The sequence below is a fragment of the Staphylococcus pettenkoferi genome (assembly GCF_002902685.1).
Lineage (GTDB): Bacteria > Bacillota > Bacilli > Staphylococcales > Staphylococcaceae > Staphylococcus > Staphylococcus pettenkoferi.
This window is the reverse complement of sequence record NZ_PPRN01000006.1, coordinates 23,529-44,069: the sequence shown is the minus strand read 5'-3', so window position 1 is coordinate 44,069 and position 20,541 is coordinate 23,529. Positions and strand designations below refer to the sequence as shown.

The following is a 20,541-nucleotide window of genomic DNA, read 5'->3' as shown; positions in this document are numbered from 1 at the left end:
AGCATCTTTAATTCGCATTATAATAGGGTATCTATTATAATAGCACATGGTAAATATTAGATTAGTGTGGGGGTATATTCGTGTTACACATTCATATTACAAGTTGGGTGCTCGCAATTATTTTATTCTTTGCAGCATACTTCAACTTTTCAGCTAGAGAAGGTGCGACGCCATTCTTCAAGATAGCACATATTCTATTACGAATCTTTATGGTGTTAGTCCTCATCTCTGGTTTCTGGTCATTAATGCAAGAGATGACAGCCGATGATGGTGGCGGTCACTTGTTACTTACAATCAAGATGCTTTGTGGTATCGTCGTTGTAGCTTTAATGGAAGTGACAATTGCTAAACGTAAGAAAGGTGAAGCGAGCCATGGCTTACTATGGTGGACGATTATCATGATCATTATCACAATGATTCTTGGTGTAATCCTACCATGGGGTCCAATTTCTTCACTCTTTGGCATTCATTAAGAATAAGTTCGTATCTTACCGATACTTGTCGATAATTCACTCATCGATGAGTGTCGGTTTTTTTATGAGATGAAAGAACTTCATATGATAAAAGTAGTCCGTGTCTTGTTATTGATGACATTTTTAAAAGTTTAACTTTCATATATTAATTTTAGTAAAAGAGTTTGCTATACTCATGTTAAATATCAAACTATTGTGAAAGGAGTTGATCGCATGTCAGAAATGCATTTAACGGTACTTTATTATAGTACAGGTTTACACCCAGCATCTTGGCGCTTACCTCATTCTCATATCGACGAAGTGGGAGACATTGATTTTCAAGTTAAAATTGCTCAGTTAGCTGAAAAAGGTAAATTAGATGCTTTCTTTTTAGGTGACGGTCAATACATTTCTGGAGAAGAAACAGGACATATTTCTTATTACTTTGAACTCTTAACTGCTTTAGCAGCACTATCGCGAGAAACACAATACATTGGCTTGATATCAACCATTTCTTCAACCTTTTACGAACCTTATCTTGCGGCTCGGATGTTATCTAGTTTACAACAACTTTCTCACGGAAGAATTGGTGCTAATATTGTGACTTCTCAATTTGATGCAGAAGCGCAGAACTTTTCAATGGATCATTTACCCCCTCTAGAACAACGCTATGCGAGGGCTGATGAGTTTGTTTCAGTGATGAAGAAGCTTTGGAGTTCTTTTACAACTGATGCGATTGTTAATGATAAAGAAAAAGGCGAGGGGCTCGATAATCACTACATACGTCCGATTCAACATAAAGGTGACTACTTTAAAGTTGATGGTGCAATCAATATCCCTACGAGCGCCTACGATAGACCTTTATTATTTCAAGCAGGAACCTCTCTTCCAGGACGCGCTTTAGCGGCCAAGCATGTAGAAGCAATCTTCTCTATCGCTTGGAACCGGCAGGATGCGCAAGATTTCAGATCAGGTATTCATCATCGAGCAGAGTCGGAACAACGTCGTCCGCCGCTTGTTCTTCCTGGTTTAACGGTTTATGTGGATGAAACTTACGAACAGGCAGAGCAATTGAAAGCACAACTTGATGACTTTATACCTGTAGCTAAGCGTAAAATTCAATTGAGTAAAGCGCTAGGAAGGGATATAAGCGATTGGGATTTAGATGCGCGTGTACCACAACTTCCGGATTATTCGAAGTTAACTCGTAAAATGACACGTTCATTATATGAGGCGATTAAAAGGGCATGTGAGGAAGAAGAATTAACATTAAGGCAGTTACTAGATCGTTTCGGTACGTGGGTAGGCCACAAGACAATTGTTGGAACACCTGAGCAGGTAGCTCAAGAAATGATTGACTGGTTTGAAACCGAGGCTTGTGACGGCTTTATGCTTATGCCACCTACATTTCCTGAGTCGTTTGAAAAGTTCATCAATTTAGTTATCCCTATTCTTCAAGAACGGGGCTATTTTAGAAAAGCATATTCAGACCATACTTTAAAAGGTCATCTGAATCGAGAAGCCTTGGATTAAATTTAAGAAACGTCTTCAATAGATAACGAGATACGAGCGAACTACATATAATAATAAAAACACGATGTCATTCTCTTCACGACATCGTGTTTTCACAGTAGCTGTCTGTACTTGAAAAAGTTAGCGCTGTCTCGAATATAAGGCAGCGAGGCGTGAGCAAGACAAAGAAATTATTCTGCTTTCTGTTTTGCTCACTTATTTCTTGCTTTATATCCGATCATATTTATCGCATCTTTAGGACTGCTATATGGCGGCGCATAAGCCACTTCAAAGTCAGTGAGTTCGTCGACGGTAAGTTGATTCTGCATAGCCATTGATAAGACATCGATCCTTTTATCTGCACCGTCTTTGCCTACTGCAGCAGCTCGAATGATCTTACGTGAGCCGTTCTCGAAATACACACGAAGATGTAAGCGTTCATTTCCCGGGAAATAACCTGCGTGTTGATTCTGTTTCGTTTCAACCATCGTGTAATCAAAGTGCTTGAGCTCTTGCGGTTTCACACCCACACTAGCGAACGTATAATCGAAGAATTTCACGATATTCGCACCTAGGAATCCAGGAAACGCTACGTTACTATCGCTAGCAAGTTGTTCAGCAATGATACTTGCGCCACGATGTGCACCCCAAGCTAAAGGTACATGTGCATGGAGGTCAACATGACGATAACGTTGTGTAATTAAATCACCCAAAGCGTAGACATCTGGCACAGTCGTTTCGAAACGGGCATTGACTGGTAAGTAACCTTGATCATCGAGTTGAAGACCAGAACCTTTAAGAAATTCAGAGTTCGGCTTCACACCTACGCCCTCAATGATTAAATCATAATCTTCTTGTTTACCGGATTTGAAAGTAACAGTATGGCCATCCACACTAGTCATTTCTTCATTTAATCTATAGGAAATACCACGTTTTTCTAATTCATCTAGAATAGGTGAATTCATATCTTGATCCATCAATTTATTAATTTCTTCAGAACGATGGATTAACGTTGGCTCGATACCGCGATGATACAAATTCTCCAGAATCTCTAAACTGATATACCCAGCGCCTATCACGAGTGCACGCTGTACTTGATGTTCACGAATGTATTGGTCAATCGCATCTGTATCTTCCATATTGCGTAGTGTGAAGATCATGTCACTGTCCACATCTAGACGGTTAGCGCGACAACCCGGACTCAGTATCAACGTGTCATAGCTTTCTTCAAACGTGCGGTCAGACTCTCGGTTATACACCGTTACGGTCTTCGCTTCAGTATTGACCGCCGTGACTTCATGATAGGGTTTTACTGTAATTTTCTTTTTATCGTAAAATGCCTCAGGAGTGGCTTCTAATATTTGATCTCTATCTTGAACGACGCCACCAATATAATAAGGAAGGCCGCAATTGGCGAAACTCATGTCACGGTCCTTTTCAAAAATTAAAATTTCATTTTCTGAGTCTAAACGTCGAATTTGGCTACCTACTGTCGCTCCGCCAGCTACAGCACCTACGATTACAATCTTACGCATTACTTGTCATGTCCTTTCTTATTTATCTGCATTATAAGGGATATTTAAATTGAAAAAGTCATTTAAATAACGACCGATACCATCTTCGTTATTGGAATATGATGCTTCATTCGCAATCATTTTAATCTCATCTAAGCCATTAGCCATCGCTACGCCATGTGTCGCATATTTCAACATCTCACTATCGTTATCTTCATCTCCGAAAGCGATGATGTGATCGCGATCGATATCGACATACTGACGTGCGTAGTCAATGCCTCCAGCTTTATTAATACCCTTTCTCACAATTTCGATAACTGGGAATGGGGCACCCCAACGACGATGTTCAATATTCTCAGCGTAGAAGTGATTTAACATATCTTTAATCTGAGGAATTTGCGCTTCAGGACTTTCGACTAATAAAGAAGTCGGTGCTTCAGTTAAGTTCTCGAGTAAATTACCGATTTCTATATTTGGGTTACCCATAGAGAACCCTTCGAATAGCGTTTCGTCGTAATTGTCGATGTACACGTGGTCGCGTACTTCTGCAACCAAATTGGACACATTGTATTCTTTGAGCGAACGAATCATTTCATGTGCGACATCCAATTCTAGCTCATCATGAATTATCTCAAATGCTGTGTCATCTGGGTGGTGGACGTAAGCGCCATTGAAATTAACGATGGGCGTATGCATCTTGAGTTCATGATAGTAAATATCGCAAGCGCGGTAAGGTCGACCTGTAGCAATCATTAAATGATGACCTTGTTCTTGCAAAGTGAGCAATACTTGCTTAGTATAAGGTGAAATTTCCTTCTCATCGTTGAGTAGTGTACCATCTAGGTCTAAACAAATAAGATAGGGGTTCGTTGTCTTCATTATTACTTGCTCCTTATCAGTGATTACAACTGCGCAATTCATAGTCGGAAACTATTACTCGTACGCGCAATATTGCACTAACATCATAGCATTTTATTGGCGTTTTGTAATATATTTGATATATTGTGTATATCATTAAATTCTGAGAGGTGAGACGAATGGATGAAGCATTGAAAGACAGTATACTGAATGCGTTAGAAATGGTTATTGACCCTGAGTTAGGGATTGATATCGTTAACTTAGGTTTGGTATATAAAGTTGATGTCGATGACGATGGTCTCTGTACTGTCGAAATGACGCTAACATCTATGGGTTGTCCGCTTGGACCGCAGATTGTTAACCAAGTGAAGACCGTATTAGCAGATATTCCAGAAATTCAAGATACAGAGGTTAATATTGTTTGGGATCCACCTTGGGACAAAGAAATGATGTCTCGCTATGCGAAGATTGCGCTAGGTATTGGATAATCCAACCAGAACTAGCAATGGCTAATAAATCACAAGCTGTTGTTAGTTCTTTTTTATGTGGTTTGATGTTTTGATTTTTATATTTTAGGTAAAAGGTTTATAGTAAAATGAGCTCGAATGATGAGCGCCACTATCCGTTTTAAAACGGGTTTAAAAAAGTTTAACTAATTTTGACCTTTAGGGTTGAATTCTCATAAAAGGCGTCGTATAATATAGTTAAGGTCAAAGAAAGTCAAAGTCAAAAAATTTCTTTGATCAAACCTAGTAGTAATTTTATCTAAAATGAAGCTTAAGGCTTGCTTTCAATCAACCTGAAAAAGCGACAGAAAGCGGCTGTACAGAGGTGAATAATTTGGATATCAATCAAATGACTTATAAAGTCCAAGAAGCCTTACAAAAAGCAATTGGACTTTCTCAAGAATATGAAAATCAAAATATTGAAATTGAAGCCATTTTAAAAGCAGCAGTAGAAGCGGACGAAAGTCTCTTCAAAAGCGTGCTAGAACGCGCAGACATCGATGTCGATGCACTCGCGCAACAATATGATAAGAAATTACAAAGCTATCCGTCTGTCCAAGGAGATAACGTCCAATACGGACAGTATATTAGTGCTAAAGCAAACGAACTCATCAACAAAGCAGAACAATACATGAAGCAGTACGAAGATGAGTTTATCTCAATGGAACATCTCCTCCTAGCAGCGATGGATATTGATGATACAACGCAACAAGCGACACAATATAAGAAAGAAGTTATTGAAGAGATAATCAAGAAAGTTAGAGGGGGAAATCATGTGACGACACAAAATCCTGAAGTAAACTACGAAGCATTAGAGAAATATGGTCGTGACTTAGTTGAAGAAGTACGCCAAGGTAACATGGATCCAGTCATCGGCCGTGACGAAGAAATACGTAATGCGATACGTATTCTCAGCAGAAAAACGAAGAACAACCCAGTCCTCATCGGTGAACCTGGGGTAGGTAAGACTGCGATTGTAGAAGGTTTAGCGCAACGTATCGTGAAGAAAGACGTGCCTGAATCACTCTTAGATAAAACGATTTTCGAGCTCGATTTAAGTGCCCTCGTTGCAGGTGCGAAATATCGCGGTGAGTTTGAAGAACGCTTGAAAGCTGTATTGAAAGAAGTCAAAGAATCAGATGGTCGTATCATCCTATTCATCGACGAAATTCACATGCTCGTTGGTGCAGGTAAGACTGAAGGTTCAATGGATGCCGGCAACATGTTGAAACCGATGTTAGCGCGCGGTGAATTGCACTGTATTGGTGCGACTACACTGAACGAATATCGTGAAAACATCGAGAAAGACTCTGCACTTGAACGTCGTTTCCAAAAAGTTCAAGTTAGCGAACCGGATGTAGAAGATACGATTTCTATCTTACGTGGTTTGAAAGAACGTTACGAAGTGTACCACGGTGTGCGTATTCAAGACCGTGCGTTAGTCGCTGCAGCAGAACTTTCTGACCGCTATATCACAGATCGTTTCTTACCAGATAAAGCGATTGACTTGGTTGACCAAGCGTGTGCGACAATTCGTACAGAAATGGGTTCTAACCCAACTGAGTTAGACCAAGTTAACCGTCGTGTGATGCAGTTAGAAATTGAAGAAAGTGCCTTGAAGAACGAGTCTGATAATGCCAGTCAACAACGCTTGAAAGAACTTCAAGAAGAGCTTTCAAATGAAAAAGAAAAACAATCTGAAATTCAATCTCGTGTTGAACAAGAAAAAGAAAAAATTACCAAACTTCAAGAAAAACGTGCAGAATTAGATGAAAGCCGTAAAGAACTTGAAGATGCTGAAAATAACTACAATCTTGAAAAAGCAGCTGAATTACAGCACGGACGTATTCCACAATTAGAGAAAGAATTACGTGAAATGGAAGACGCTTTCCAAGATGAACAAAGTGGCGACACTGATCGCATCATTCGTGAAGTTGTTTCTGACGAAGAAATCGGTGACATCGTAAGCTCTTGGACAGGTATTCCAGTATCTAAGTTGGTTGAAAGCGAACGTGAGAAATTATTAGGATTATCTGATATTCTTCACGAACGTGTCGTAGGTCAAGATAAAGCAGTAGACCTTGTTTCTGACGCTGTTGTCAGAGCACGTGCAGGCATCAAGGATCCTAACCGACCAATCGGTAGTTTCCTATTCCTAGGTCCAACAGGTGTAGGTAAGACTGAATTAGCCAAATCACTTGCTTCAACATTATTCGATTCAGAAAGACACATGATTCGTATCGACATGAGTGAGTACATGGAGAAACACTCCGTTTCACGTCTCATCGGTGCCCCTCCAGGCTACGTAGGTCATGACGAAGGGGGTCAATTAACTGAATCTGTTCGTCGTAACCCTTATTCAGTTATCTTACTCGACGAAATCGAGAAAGCACATACAGACGTGTTCAACGTCTTATTACAAATTCTCGACGAAGGTCGTTTAACAGACTCACAAGGTCGTAGCGTGGACTTCAAGAACACGATTATCATTATGACTAGTAACATTGGTTCACAAATTTTACTTGAAAATGTGAAAGATTCTGGTGTGATCACAGAGGATACTGAAAAAGCTGTGATGGATAGCTTGAACGCTTACTTCAAACCAGAAATTCTGAACCGTATGGACGATATCGTCTTATTCAAACCATTATCTGAAGAAGATATGAGCCACATTGTTGATAAAATTATCGCTCAATTGAACATCAGATTGATGGATCAACGCTTAAGCATCGATGTTTCAGATAAAGCGAAACAATGGTTAGGTTCAGAAGCATACGAACCACAATTCGGTGCACGTCCATTGAAACGATTCGTACAACGTCAAATTGAAACACCATTAGCACGTCGTATGATTCGTGAGAACCTTCCAGAATGTACACATGTGAATGTTGACCTCACAGACGATGGTTTAACGTTTGATGTAGAGAAACCAGAATCGGCTGAGTAAACGGTGTAGAAGAGTGTGAATAGTAATTGCACTCTGCCATGATAAATTAAATTAGCTCCTTAAACGAGAAGAAGTCGACTTGGAAGCGTAATGCTTTCATAGGTCGGCTTCTTTTTTGCGTTTGAAGTGGAATGGGGAGGAGAAGGGGGGGAATGATTTAGTAGGGCTTGAGCTATCACGGTTTCAACGGCAAATCCTTTTACATAGTCACCTTTAAAATCACCGAAAATTAGTAATTTAAGCTTCTTACTTTTAAAAATAGCGTAAAGAGGGAATATACCATAATAGATATTCCAAAAGCACTAACGACTTATATAGATATTGTCACATCACGCAAAGTCCGAAATAGAGATAGAGGAGGTCTATTATGGCTGTAAATGTGAAAGACTATTTAGATGAACAATATGGTTTATTTATCAATAACGAATTTCAAGCTAGTGAATCAGGTGACACTTTAGAGGTGACGAACCCATCTAACGGTGAAGTGTTATCTAAGATTGCGAAAGCATCTAAGTCAGATGTAGATAAAGCAGTCGAAGCGGCTACACAAGCTTTCGATTCTTGGAGCAAGACTTCTAAAGACGAAAGAGCGAACTATTTACTCGAAATTAGTCGCCGTATCGAAGACAAGATGGAACATTTTGCAACAATCGAATCTTTACAGAATGGTAAACCTTATCGTGAAACAAGCGGTTTCGACTTACCATTCGTTGCGCAACACTTTAAATACTTCGCGAGCGTTCTACAAACTGACGAAGGTACAGTTAATGACTTGAACGAAGACCACATGAGTATCGTACGTCACGAACCAATTGGCGTTGTAGGGGCCGTAGTGGCATGGAACTTCCCATTATTACTCGCTTCTTGGAAACTTGGTCCAGCATTAGCGGCAGGTAACACAGTCGTGATTCAACCTTCATCTTCAACACCGTTATCACTTATTGAGTTAGCGAAGATCTTCCAAGATGTACTACCTAAAGGCGTAGTAAATGTCGTGACTGGTAAAGGTTCTGAATCTGGTCAAGCTATTTTCGATCACGAAGGCGTGCACAAGTTGTCATTCACTGGTTCTACCGACGTAGGTTACAAAGTTGCGCAAGCCGGAGCAGACCGTATCGTGCCAGCTACACTTGAGTTAGGTGGTAAAAGTGCCAACATCGTCTTTGATGATGCGAACCTTGAACAAACCATCGAAGGTATCCAAATTGGTATTTTACTCAACCAAGGTGAAGTTTGCAGTGCCGGATCAAGATTATTACTTCAATCTAGTGTGTATGACAAAGTGATGGATCGCTTGAAAGAGGCGTTCGAAAGCATTAAAGTGGGCGACCCATTCGACGAAGATGTACTCATGGGTAGTCAAACAGGTCAAGAACAAATCGAGAAGATCGAGTCTTATGTGAAATATGCTGAAGAAGCAGACGATGCGCGTATCATTACAGGCGGTAAACGTATCACTGACAATGGCATGGATAAAGGTTACTTCTTTGAACCAACAATCATTGAAGTAGACGACAACAATAATAAATTAGCGCAAGAAGAAATCTTTGGTCCAGTCTTAACAGTGATTAAGTTCGAAGACGAAGAAGAAGCTGTGAAGATTGCGAACGACTCTGAATACGGTTTAGCAGGTGGTATCTTTACTACAAATATCAACCGTGCGTTAAACGTTGCTAAAGCCATGCGTACAGGACGTGTATGGATCAACACTTACAACCAAGTTCCTGCAGGTGCACCATTCGGCGGTTATAAAAAATCAGGTATTGGTCGCGAAACTTATAAAGAAGCGATTAAGAACTATCAACAAGTTAAAAATATCTTTATTGATACAAGTAATGAGAAAAACGGCTTGTATTAATTAGACTATAGCTCATATAGCTATGAGTGGAAGTAATATGTAGAAAGCTCGGTGGCGTTGTGCCATCGAGCTTTTTTGGGGAGTAAGACAGAAATCTATTTGATTTCGTAGTCTTGCCCCTGCAAGGTTGACTAGTATTTGAGACAATGTCAACTGTCTCAAGTACAGTCAACTACTGCGTAATTGCTTGTTTAGAACGATCAGTAGCTTACCTATACTTTCAATATTTATACTTTATTGAGACAGAAATCTTAGATATTGTTGTACCTCTCCATGTGAATAGGTATAAAGGAGGTTTAGACAAAAAAAGAACCAGCTTTATCAGCTGGCTCTCGATCAATTAAAGATTATTGTTCTTCTTGGTAAGATTTGTGCGTAGGTTTGATAATTGCTGTAAAGATCGCTACAAAGATTGTAAATACTACTGCTACGATGATAGGTAGAATCCAGTTAACAGAAGAACCGCCATCGAGACTTGTAAGTACGAAGCCTACCATTTCAAGCAAGAGTATTGACCAAATAAGTACCATAATGTACTTCATGGCTATGCCTCCTATCGTTCCAATATTTCAAGTCATAACTTGTATGATAATTAAGGTTATAATTAGTGATGTCATTGTTTGAAAGTGTCATGTTGAGATGACTTATGTATAAGTTTAATGACACTATCCATTCAGATACAATTATATAGAAGATGAAGCGTTTTGTATAGAGTGGAATATAAAGTGATGTGACATATGCGTGTCCTTCTAGTATACAACAAGCTTATAATGACTCTATCGACTTTTACCTAGGAAGGTCTTATCAATTGTCATCCCTATAGAGATAACTTATAATTTAGTGAACATATGACTATTGTACGAGGATTTGTAATTGTACTTGTGAGAAAGACTATGTTAAATTAAGACCTGGTACCAAAATTAGAATAAGTAGGTGTACAACCATGAGTGTGGGTATTAAGGGATTTGGTGCGTATGCGCCAAGCAAAGTAATTGATAATGCTTATTTCGAGTCATTTTTAGATACATCAGACGAATGGATCTCAAAGATGACCGGAATCAAAGAACGTCGCTGGGCCGCTGATGACGAAGATACATCAGATATGGCTTACGAAGCGAGTGTGAAAGCGATTAAAGATGCAGGAATTCAACCTGAAGATATAGATATGATTATGGTAGCAACGTCCACAGGGGACTATCCTTTCCCAACTGTGGCGAACATGCTTCAAGAACGTCTTGGAACAAAGAAAGTTGCGACGATGGATCAGTTAGCTGCGTGTAGTGGCTTTATGTATGCGATGATCAATGCGAAACAGTTTATTCAATCTGGCGATTACCATAATATTCTTGTCGTTGGTGCGGATAAGTTGTCTAAAATTACAGATTTGAGTGACCGCTCAACAGCAGTGCTCTTCGGTGATGGTGCAGGCGCCGCTGTGATTGGAGAAGTATCAGAAGGTCATGGTATTCTAAGTTATGAGCTAGGTTCTGATGGTAGCGGCGGTAAATATCTTTACCAAGATCAAGAGACCCATAAGATTGTGATGAATGGACGTGAAGTGTTTAAATTTGCTGTACGTATTATGGGCGAAGCGTCTACGAAAGCAGTAGAGAAAGCAGGTCTGACTGCTGAGGATATAGATATGTTCGTACCACATCAAGCAAATATACGAATCATGGAATCTGCACGTTTACGCTTAGGTATTCCTGAAGAGAAGATGAGTGTTTCAGTGGATCAATTTGGTAACACTTCAGCCGCATCTATTCCATTGAGTATTGCACAAGAGTTAGAGAACGGAAAGATTCAAGATGGCGATACCCTAGTCCTTGTCGGATTTGGTGGCGGTTTAACTTGGGGCGCTATCACTTTAAAATGGGGTAAATAGGAGGATAAACATATGAGTAATAAGCATCGAGTGGTAATAACTGGCGTAGGTGCACTTTCGCCGATTGGTAATGACGCGCAGACAACTTGGAAGAATGCTTTAGAAGGTATGAATGGTATTGATACGATTACACGTATTGATACTTCTAAATACAACGTGAGCTTAGCAGGAGAGCTCAAAGATTTTAACATTGAAGACCATATTCCACGTAAAGAAGCGCGCCGTATGGATCGTTTTACACAATATGCAGTTGTAGCTGCTAGAGAAGCGGTGAAGGATGCGAAACTAGAAGTGACTGACGATAATGCTGAACGTATTGGTACATGGATTGGTTCGGGCATCGGCGGTATGGAAACATTTGAGGTAGCGCATAATCAATTGAATGAGCGTGGCCCTAGACGTGTCAGTCCGTTCTTCGTGCCGATGTTGATCCCTGATATGGCTACAGGTCAAGTGTCTATCGATTTAGGTTTGAAGGGACCAAACGGATCAACGGTCACAGCTTGTGCTACAGGTACTAACTCTATCGGCGATGCATTCAAGATTATTCAACGTGGCGATGCCGATGCGATGGTCGCAGGTGGTACTGAAGCGCCGATTACACATATGGCGGTAGCGGGATTTAGTGCGAGCCGCGCATTGTCTACAAATGATGACAAAGAAACAGCATGTCGCCCATTCCAAGAAGGTCGTGACGGTTTCGTAATGGGTGAAGGTGCAGGTATCGTGGTGCTCGAATCTCTAGAGTCAGCGCAAGCACGTGGAGCTGAAATCTACGCAGAAATCGTAGGTTATGGTTCTACAGGTGATGCATATCATATTACGGCTCCAGCTCCAGAAGGTGAGGGCGGTGCACGTGCGATGCAACTCGCTTTAGATGATGCAGGTGTTACAGCAGACCAAGTTCAATACTTAAATGCGCACGGTACAAGTACACCTGTAGGCGATTTAACAGAGGTTCAAGCCATTAAGAATACCTTTGGTGACGCAGCGAAATCGTTGAAGATCAGTTCAACGAAATCGATGACAGGTCACTTACTCGGTGGCACAGGCGGTTTAGAAGCGATCTTCTCAGCTTTATCTATTCGTGATGGTCGTGTAGCGCCTACAATTCATGCAGATAGCCCAGATCCAGAGTGTGACTTAGACTTTACACCTAATCAAGCTGCTGACTTAGATATTAACTATGCGATGAGCAACAGTTTAGGTTTCGGTGGCCACAACGCAGTGTTATTATTTAAAAAGTTTGAAGGATAATAGCTAGACCAAGTTTCCCCGGCTGTACGGCTGGGGATTTTTGTGCTGTAAAGGGACTTTCTCGATATTGGTAAAAGAGGTGTTGTAATTATCTTAAATATTAGGTAAAGTATTTAAAAGTCAGAAAATTAGGAGAAAAAAGTCGATGGGAAAATTCTTCACTTTATCAGCCACGTTAAAAAGTCGAATTATCGGTGACTTTCTACTGAGCACCACGATGAATGCGATTATGCCGTTTATCGCTTTATACTTAACGTCTAAGATTAATGCTATCTTTGCCGGTGTGTTCTTTATTGTGAATATTCTAGTGAATATCGTGATTTCATTCATAGGTGGTTATCTTGGTGATCATTATAATCGCAAGAAGTTGATTCATATCACTTATTTGCTTTACAGTATCTGTTTAATTCTCTTAGCAATAACAGTGACATTAGACGGAATCGGGCTCGTCATCTTTTGCGTAACTCTCTTTATCTTCAGCAATCTCACTGGGATAGGTGAAACTATTCTGAATGCGGCGATTATGGATGCAATTTATGAGGATGTGCGTGAGTATGTCTATCAACTGAATTACTGGGTGTATAACGCTAGTTTAGCGCTTGGTATGTTACTTGGCGCCGCACTTTATCATCACCATAAACACTTATTATTTAGCTTGTTCTTCGTGGCTATGCTGGTGAGTTGGTATTTATTTATTAAATACTATCATGTGGAGCAAGTGATGAGCTATGGAGCTCAGGATTTAGGAAAAGTGAAGCATTTCTTGCAGAATTTAGCACTTGTATTTAAGGACAAGTATTACATGTTACTCAACAGTGGCTTTATCTTGACTATGATGGCTGAATTGAGTTTGAATTCTTATATTATTGTTCGTTTGAGAGACGAATTTCAGACGATACAGTTATGGGGGATTCCAATTGATGGTGTGCGTATTTTTACGACTATCATGATTATTAACGCAATTGTTGTCGTAACGATGACGTTCAAAGTGAATCAATGGATGACGTTCATGCGAAAAGGCCGAGCATTTATAGTAGGAATTCTGCTTTATGCAGTAGGATATGGTGTGCTCACTATGTCGAATTCATTCTGGGTGCTCTGCCTCGTTATGGTCATTGCCACAATTGGTGAGCTCATTTATTCCCCAATTCATAACGCACAACGCTTTCTGATGATACCTGCTGACAAACGAGGAACTTATTCAGCGATGGAGACGATATGCTTTTTCGGATCTGAAATTCTCGCTCGCTTTGGATTGATACTTGGGTCAATCCTATTATCGTGGCAAATGTCAATTTACGTTGTCATACTGATTCTCCTTGGCGGCGCATTGATGTACATTGCACTGTTTAAAAATCCTCATATCCCAAGTGAATAAAACGTGCATCAGGATTATATTTTTGAGAGTGGGCTGTACTAAGCAATCCACTCTCATTTTACATCATTTCATAAATAAATTGCTCTGACTCACATCATCATTAAAGCGATGATAATGTCTAGAGCTAAATAGCATACGTTAACACCGAATGCGATTTTGACCCAACACGCTACACAGTAATCAGATTTTTTCGCTTGTTGCGGATTGAAGAAGTCGTCATTTTGAACTGAAGCTTGATGCTTTTTACTCGACAAGCGATACTTCATACGTCGCATACCATAACTTGTCGCATCAAAGACACCTTCCTGAATCAGAATTAAGATAAAGGTGGCAATGCTTAGTATCATCGCCACATAGAACAGGACATTGACGTATGCCACCCACTGGTGAGAGGTGAATAGCCAGATTATTAATGATATGACGGGTGTTATAAGAATAAACGTCAATAATTGTGATAAATTACGCATCGAACTCATCCTAGCTCTTGAGAAATTTAGTATAAGTATAGCTTAAATCATGGTTTTAGTGTAGATTTCTGCTATGAATTCATAGATAAACTACGAAAATGAAGTGATTTACCATTGATTTCATTCTGAAGTAACTATATAATATTGTTAAATATTTCTGAAAATTGCGAAGGGAATGTTTACTACTTAAACAAGGGGGATGTTATATGCTTAGATACGTCTTAAAGCGTTTTGGTTATATGATATTATCTTTATTTATCATCATAACGATTACGTTTTTTTTAATGAAGCTGATGCCTGGATCTCCGTTTAACGATGCTAAACTTAGCGCAGCTCAGAAGCATATTTTAAACGAGAAATATGGACTCAACGACCCAGTCGCAGTTCAATACTTACACTACATCAAGAACGTTGTGATGGGAGACTTCGGTTACTCGTTCCAATATCACAATCAGCCGGTATGGGAATTGATTAAACCACGATTAATACCATCGATGGAAATGGGACTCTCAGCGATGGTTATCGGTGTCATCCTGGGATTAATCCTTGGTGTTGCTGCAGCGACGAAACAGAATACTTGGGTAGACTATACAGCTACAGTAATTTCAGTTATCGCAGTATCTGTACCGTCGTTCGTACTTGCAGTGTTGTTACAATACGTCTTCTCTGTACGCTTACAATGGTTCCCAGTAGCTGGTTGGGAAGGATTCTCTACAGCAGTGTTACCATCTTTAGCGTTATCGGCTTCAGTTATCGCAACGGTAGCTCGATACATCCGTGCAGAAATGATAGAGGTGCTCAGCGCAGATTACATATTACTGGCGAGAGCAAAAGGGAATTCAACGATGCGTGTATTATTCGGACATGCGCTTAGAAATGCTTTGATTCCAGTTATCACGATTATTGTTCCAATGTTAGCCGGAATCTTAACAGGAACATTAACGATTGAACAAATATTTGGTGTGCCGGGTCTAGGGGACCAATTCGTACGATCAATTACGACGAATGACTTCTCCGTGATTATGGCAACAACATTATTATTCAGTACACTATTTATCGTTTCAATCTTCGTGGTTGATATTCTATACGGAATCATTGACCCACGTATCCGTGTCGAAGGAGGTAATAAGTCATGATGAAGAAGAAAGATACAGGGACTCCAGAAGCGAATTCAGTGATGACGCATACCTCTGAAGGGATTATGGCAGATGATTTCATCCGAAGTGAACGTAATTTAGAGAAAGAGCCAGAGTTACAACGTGAGAGTAAAAGTTTCTGGCAAGACGCCTGGGACCAACTGCGACGTAACAAATTAGCAGTCATCGGAATGATTGGCTTGCTACTCATTATTATATTCGCGTTTGTAGGTCCACTGTTGAGTGACCATGATTATGCAGAACAAGATGTGCAACGACGCAACTTACCAGCGAAGATCCCAGTATTAGACCACATCCACTTTTTACCATTTGATGGTCAAGGTGCTGACGGCCACGACGCTTATAAGAAAGCAGGCGTGAAAGAGAACTTCTGGTTTGGGACTGACCAGTTAGGTCGTGATATGTGGACGCGTACATGGCAAGGTACGCAAGTTTCACTCTTTATCGGTGTAGCAGCTGCCTTACTCGACATCTTCGTCGGCGTAGTCTACGGCGCGATCTCAGGATTCTTTGGGGGTAGGATAGACAACTTTATGCAGCGGTTGATTGAAATTATCGCGTCGATTCCAAACTTAATTGTCGTTATTCTATTCGTGCTCATCTTCGAACCTTCTTTATGGACGATTATCCTAGCGATGACCGTGACAGGTTGGATAGGTATGAGCCGTGTTGTTCGTGGATCATTTTTAAAGTTAAAAAACCAAGAATTTGTCCTAGCGTCACGTACGTTGGGAACATCTAAGCTCAAACTGATCTTCCGACATATCTTACCGAACGCTTTAGGTTCTATCATCGTTACATCAATGTTTACCGTACCTAGTGCAATCTTCTTTGAAGCGTTCCTTAGCTTTATCGGTATCGGTGTACCAGCGCCAAAAACATCGCTTGGCTCGCTCGTTAACGATGGACGTCAAATGCTCTTAATCCATCCACATGAGCTCTTTATACCAGCGATCTTATTGAGTTTACTCATACTCTTCTTCTATCTATTTAGTGATGGACTGCGTGATGCATTCGATCCGAAGATGCGTAAATAATAAAGGGGGCAGGAATTATGTCAGAGAGAATATTAGAAATCAATGATTTGCATGTGTCCTTTGATATTAGCGCAGGGGAAGTGCAAGCAGTACGTGGTGTTGACTTCTATTTAAACAAAGGGGAGACCTTAGCAATTGTCGGTGAATCGGGTTCAGGTAAATCCGTGACGACGAAAGCGATTACGAAACTCTTCCAAGGCGACACAGGTCGTATTAAAAAGGGAAGTATAAAGTTTCTCGGTGAAGATTTAACTCAGAAGACTGAGAAAGAACTCATTAAATTGAGAGGGAAAGATATTTCGATGATCTTCCAAGATCCGATGACGTCACTCAATCCGACGATGAAGATTGGGAAACAAGTTATGGAACCACTGATGAAACATCGAAATTATAGTAAAAGTGAAGCGAAAAAACGTGCGCTAGAAATTCTGAATTTAGTGGGTCTACCCCACGCAGAACAACGATTTAATGCTTATCCGCACCAATTCTCAGGAGGGCAGCGCCAACGTATCGTTATCGCAACGGCTTTGGCATGTGAACCGAAGATATTGATTGCCGATGAGCCAACGACTGCACTAGACGTAACGATGCAAGCGCAGATCTTAGATTTAATGAAATCGTTACAGAAAAAGATCGAAACTTCGATTATTTTTATCACACACGATTTGGGAGTAGTAGCAAACGTAGCTGATCGTGTCGCGATTATGTATGGCGGACAAATGGTGGAAACAGGAGAAGTGGATGAAATCTTCTACGATCCGAAGCATCCATACACATGCGGATTACTATCCTCAATGCCAGATTTAGAGACAGGTTCAGATACAGAATTACTTGCGATTCCAGGTACACCACCAGATTTATTACATCCACCTAAAGGTGACGCGTTTGCAGAGAGAAGTCCTTATGCTTTAGAAATCGACTTCAAGCTCATGCCACCATGGTTCAAAGTGTCACCTACACATTTCGTCAGATCATGGTTGCTCGATTCTCGTGCACCGCATGTTGAACCACCTGAGATGGTGCGTAAACGATTGAGAACTATGCCGAACAACTATACTCAACCGAAGCAGGTAGAAAGGGTGTCGTTTGATGGAGAATAATCAAGAAGTGCTCGTACAAGTCAAGCATTTAAAGCAATACTTTAACCAAGGTAAACGTAATGAAGTCCGTGCCATCAACGATATTTCCTTTGATATCTTTAAAGGTGAGACATTTGGACTAGTTGGCGAATCAGGTTGTGGTAAATCAACGACAGGGAAAGCGATTATTAAATTGAATGATATTACGAGCGGAGATATCTTCTACGATGGAACTAATATTAAAAATATCAAATCGCGTAAGCAATCGTTGAAATTTAATAAGAGAATTCAAATGATCTTCCAAGATCCATACGCTTCGCTAAATCCGCGTCTTAAAGTTATGGATATTATCGCTGAAGGGATTGATATTCATAAATTAGCGACGAGTCGTAAGGATCGTAAGCGACGTGTGTATGATTTGCTGGAAACGGTAGGGCTTAACAAAGAACATGCCAATCGTTATCCACACGAATTCTCTGGTGGACAGCGTCAACGTATCGGTATCGCGCGTGCACTAGCAGTGGAACCAGAGTTTATCATCGCGGATGAACCGATTTCTGCGCTTGATGTATCGATTCAAGCACAAGTCGTTAATTTGTTGCTGAAACTTCAACGTGAACGTAATATCACGTTCTTGTTTATCGCCCATGATTTATCGATGGTGAAATATATTTCAGATCGTATTGCAGTGATGCATTTTGGTAAAATTGTCGAAATAGGGAAAGCCGAAGATATTTATAATCATCCATTACATGCTTATACGCAATCTCTATTGTCAGCAGTACCTCAACCAGATCCAGAAAGTGAGCGTACACGCACGCGCATGACTTATAAAGAAGATGGCAAAGATGGAGAGCGTCAACTCAACGAAATTGAGGACGGTCATTACGTCTTTACGACAGATGCAGAAGCAGCTGAATTAAGAAAGCATATCAACACTCGACAAGATAAAGGAGGGGACGCAGATGAAGTTCAAGTGCACTAAGATTGTCGGCACCCTCATTGCTGCAGCTTTCGTCTTGAGTGGGTGTGGTAAAAATGAAAGTCTTTATGATAACAAAGGGCAGGTATTCCGTAGTACATTAACTCAGGACATGAGTACATTAGATAATGTTATGGCATCTGATAACGTGTCATTTACAACTTTTACACAAGTGTATGAAGGGTTGTATGTATTAGATAAGAATGACAAAGCAACTCCAGGAGTAGCGAAGGGTGAGCCAAAAATTTCGAAAGATGAGAAACGCTATACAATTGATTTGCGTCATGATGCGAAATGGTCTAATGGGGATCCAGTAACTGCTAATGACTTCGTTTATAGCTGGCGTAAAGCAGTAAACCCTAAGACTGGTTCAGAATACGCATTTATCATGAATTATCTTAAGAATGCAGAAGATATCAATAGTGGTAAAAAGCCCGTCAAAGACTTAGGTGTTAAAGCACTTAATAAATATAAACTGCAAATCGACTTAGAAAAACCGGTACCTTATTTCAAAGAACTCCTCGCATTTGGTACATACATGCCACAAGATGAGAAAGTTGCTAAAAAAGAGGGGGATCGATATGGTACAAGCGCAGATAGAGCTGTATACAACGGTCCTTTCAAAATGAAAGACTGGAAAGCCGAAGATAAGATCACGATGGTTAAAAATGACCAATATTGGGATAAAAAGAATGTGAAATTGGATAAAGTAAATTATAAAATCTTGAAAGACCAACAGGCGGGTGCGTCACTTTATGATACAGATTCGGTAGATAATACTGAAATTACTTCAGAGCAAGTTGACAAATATAAAGATAACCCTGGGTTATTTAAAAAGTTAAAAGCATCAACATTTTACTTAAAAATGAATGAGAAAGTGTTCCCTGACTTTAAAAATAAAGATTTACGAATCGCAATTTCTCAAGCAATAGATAAAAAATCTTATGTTGATTCAGTACTCGGTGATGGATCAAAACCTTTTAATAATTTCACAGCCAAACAAACAGCACCTTTACCAAACAGTACGAAAGATTATGCGGAAACGGTTAAATCACCATTGAAGTACAATGTAAAAGAAGCGCAAGATCATTTAGCTAAAGCTAAAAAGGCGCTAGGTAAGGATAAAATTACTTTTACTTTAAATGTCCAAGATACACCAAGTGCTAAAATTTCAGCGGAATTCATCAAGTCAGATATTGAGAAAAATTTACCAGGGGTAACGGTTAAAATTAAACAAATGCCATTTAAACAAAAAGTAAACGCTGAGTTATCTATGCAGTATGAGATGTCTTTAGCTGGCTGGGGACCAGACTATCCAGACCCAACGTCATTTTTAGAAACTATGACTACAGGTAATGCACAGAATAATACAGACTGGAGTAGTAAAGAATATGATTCTATGCTTAAAGAAGCGGACGGACCATTGCTTACTAAAGAAAAGCAACGTATGAATAAACTGAGAGAGGCTGAAGAATTACTATTAAGCGAAGCTCCAGTTGCGCCAATTTATCAACAAGGTAAAGCTTATCTACGAAATCCGCAGGTAAAAGGTATTGAATACCATCAAATCGGTGGGGATTATTCACTGAAAAATGTTCACATCGACAAAAGCATTGACCGCAAAACAGGCAAAAAGAAAAAAGATGAATAAA

At 40.0% G+C, this 20,541-nt stretch carries 17 protein-coding genes; 13 read left to right on the top strand and 4 right to left on the bottom strand.

Translation table 11 applies throughout. The features are described from left to right. Positions 1 to 80 precede the first annotated feature (80 nt). Entirely contained in the window at positions 81 to 473 is a 393-nt protein-coding gene (locus tag CD126_RS01275; RefSeq protein WP_002472215.1) for a YisL family protein, read from the top strand. A gap of 213 nt (positions 474 to 686) precedes the next feature. After that, positions 687 to 1,985, top strand: coding sequence for an NtaA/DmoA family FMN-dependent monooxygenase (locus CD126_RS01270; RefSeq protein ID WP_103369910.1), 1,299 nt, complete (start codon positions 687 to 689; stop codon positions 1,983 to 1,985). 191 nt (positions 1,986 to 2,176) lie between these two features. On the opposite strand, the gene CD126_RS01265 is transcribed toward CD126_RS01270, so the two are convergent. Together CD126_RS01265 and CD126_RS01260 are read right to left on the bottom strand one after the other, a co-directional pair. Next, complete coding sequence (locus tag CD126_RS01265; protein ID WP_049406641.1) at positions 2,177 to 3,499, bottom strand: CoA-disulfide reductase; 1,323 nt, start codon at positions 3,497 to 3,499, stop codon at positions 2,177 to 2,179. 18 nt (positions 3,500 to 3,517) lie between these two features. Further along, positions 3,518 to 4,357, bottom strand: a complete 840-nt coding sequence (locus CD126_RS01260) for a Cof-type HAD-IIB family hydrolase (protein ID WP_103369909.1) — start codon at positions 4,355 to 4,357, stop codon at positions 3,518 to 3,520. A 158-nt stretch (positions 4,358 to 4,515) separates the two neighbouring features. Between CD126_RS01260 and CD126_RS01255 the strand changes: the two genes are divergently transcribed. The 3 genes from CD126_RS01255 (at position 4,516) to CD126_RS01245 (ending at position 9,647) form a co-directional block, all read left to right on the top strand. Next, a complete protein-coding gene (locus tag CD126_RS01255) occupies positions 4,516 to 4,824 on the top strand; it encodes a metal-sulfur cluster assembly factor (protein ID WP_002472252.1) in 309 nt (102 codons plus the stop codon). 352 nt (positions 4,825 to 5,176) lie between these two features. Beyond that, positions 5,177 to 7,789, top strand: a complete 2,613-nt coding sequence (gene clpB / locus CD126_RS01250; protein ID WP_103369908.1) for an ATP-dependent chaperone ClpB — start codon at positions 5,177 to 5,179, stop codon at positions 7,787 to 7,789. Between the two features lie 367 nt (positions 7,790 to 8,156). Next, positions 8,157 to 9,647 carry an aldehyde dehydrogenase family protein gene (locus tag CD126_RS01245; RefSeq protein ID WP_049406651.1) on the top strand — a complete coding sequence of 497 codons (1,491 nt, stop codon included), beginning with the start codon at positions 8,157 to 8,159 and terminating at the stop codon, positions 9,645 to 9,647. 347 nt (positions 9,648 to 9,994) lie between these two features. Here the strand turns inward: CD126_RS01245 and CD126_RS01240 are convergent, their stop codons facing one another. Beyond that, complete coding sequence (locus CD126_RS01240) at positions 9,995 to 10,189, bottom strand: YjzD family protein (RefSeq protein WP_002472229.1); 195 nt, start codon at positions 10,187 to 10,189, stop codon at positions 9,995 to 9,997. A gap of 401 nt (positions 10,190 to 10,590) precedes the next feature. Between CD126_RS01240 and CD126_RS01235 the strand changes: the two genes are divergently transcribed. From CD126_RS01235 to CD126_RS01225, 3 genes are all read left to right on the top strand, one after another. Continuing rightward, positions 10,591 to 11,532 (top strand): beta-ketoacyl-ACP synthase III, encoded by a 942-nt coding sequence (locus CD126_RS01235; RefSeq protein ID WP_103369906.1) that lies wholly within the window; start codon positions 10,591 to 10,593, stop codon positions 11,530 to 11,532. 12 nt (positions 11,533 to 11,544) lie between these two features. Beyond that, the gene (gene fabF / locus CD126_RS01230; RefSeq protein ID WP_049406657.1) at positions 11,545 to 12,789 is read left to right on the top strand and encodes a beta-ketoacyl-ACP synthase II; all 1,245 of its coding nucleotides are present in this window, start codon (positions 11,545 to 11,547) and stop codon (positions 12,787 to 12,789) included. Positions 12,790 to 12,934: 145 nt separating this feature from the next. Further along, positions 12,935 to 14,167 carry an MFS transporter gene (locus CD126_RS01225; RefSeq protein WP_103369905.1) on the top strand — a complete coding sequence of 411 codons (1,233 nt, stop codon included), beginning with the start codon at positions 12,935 to 12,937 and terminating at the stop codon, positions 14,165 to 14,167. Between the two features lie 89 nt (positions 14,168 to 14,256). On the opposite strand, the gene CD126_RS01220 is transcribed toward CD126_RS01225, so the two are convergent. Beyond that, positions 14,257 to 14,634: a DUF3899 domain-containing protein gene (locus tag CD126_RS01220; RefSeq protein WP_103369904.1), complete on the bottom strand. Its 378-nt coding sequence runs from the start codon at positions 14,632 to 14,634 to the stop codon at positions 14,257 to 14,259. 206 nt (positions 14,635 to 14,840) lie between these two features. Between CD126_RS01220 and opp3b the strand changes: the two genes are divergently transcribed. From opp3b to CD126_RS01195, 5 genes are read left to right on the top strand one after another with little or no spacing between them, the layout of a single operon-like run. Continuing rightward, positions 14,841 to 15,770: an oligopeptide ABC transporter permease gene (opp3b, locus tag CD126_RS01215; protein ID WP_049406664.1), complete on the top strand. Its 930-nt coding sequence runs from the start codon at positions 14,841 to 14,843 to the stop codon at positions 15,768 to 15,770. Beyond that, complete coding sequence (gene opp3C, locus CD126_RS01210) at positions 15,767 to 16,828, top strand: oligopeptide ABC transporter permease (protein ID WP_049406667.1); 1,062 nt, start codon at positions 15,767 to 15,769, stop codon at positions 16,826 to 16,828. The genes opp3b and opp3C overlap by 4 nt, the downstream gene beginning before the upstream one ends. Positions 16,829 to 16,845: 17 nt before the next feature. After that, entirely contained in the window at positions 16,846 to 17,928 is a 1,083-nt protein-coding gene (locus CD126_RS01205; RefSeq protein ID WP_103369903.1) for an ABC transporter ATP-binding protein, read from the top strand. Beyond that, positions 17,918 to 18,892, top strand: coding sequence for an ABC transporter ATP-binding protein (locus CD126_RS01200; protein WP_049406672.1), 975 nt, complete (start codon positions 17,918 to 17,920; stop codon positions 18,890 to 18,892). The genes CD126_RS01205 and CD126_RS01200 overlap by 11 nt, the downstream gene beginning before the upstream one ends. Then, positions 18,873 to 20,540 (top strand): peptide ABC transporter substrate-binding protein, encoded by a 1,668-nt coding sequence (locus CD126_RS01195; RefSeq protein ID WP_049406674.1) that lies wholly within the window; start codon positions 18,873 to 18,875, stop codon positions 20,538 to 20,540. The genes CD126_RS01200 and CD126_RS01195 overlap by 20 nt, the downstream gene beginning before the upstream one ends. Position 20,541: the final 1 nt, after the last annotated feature.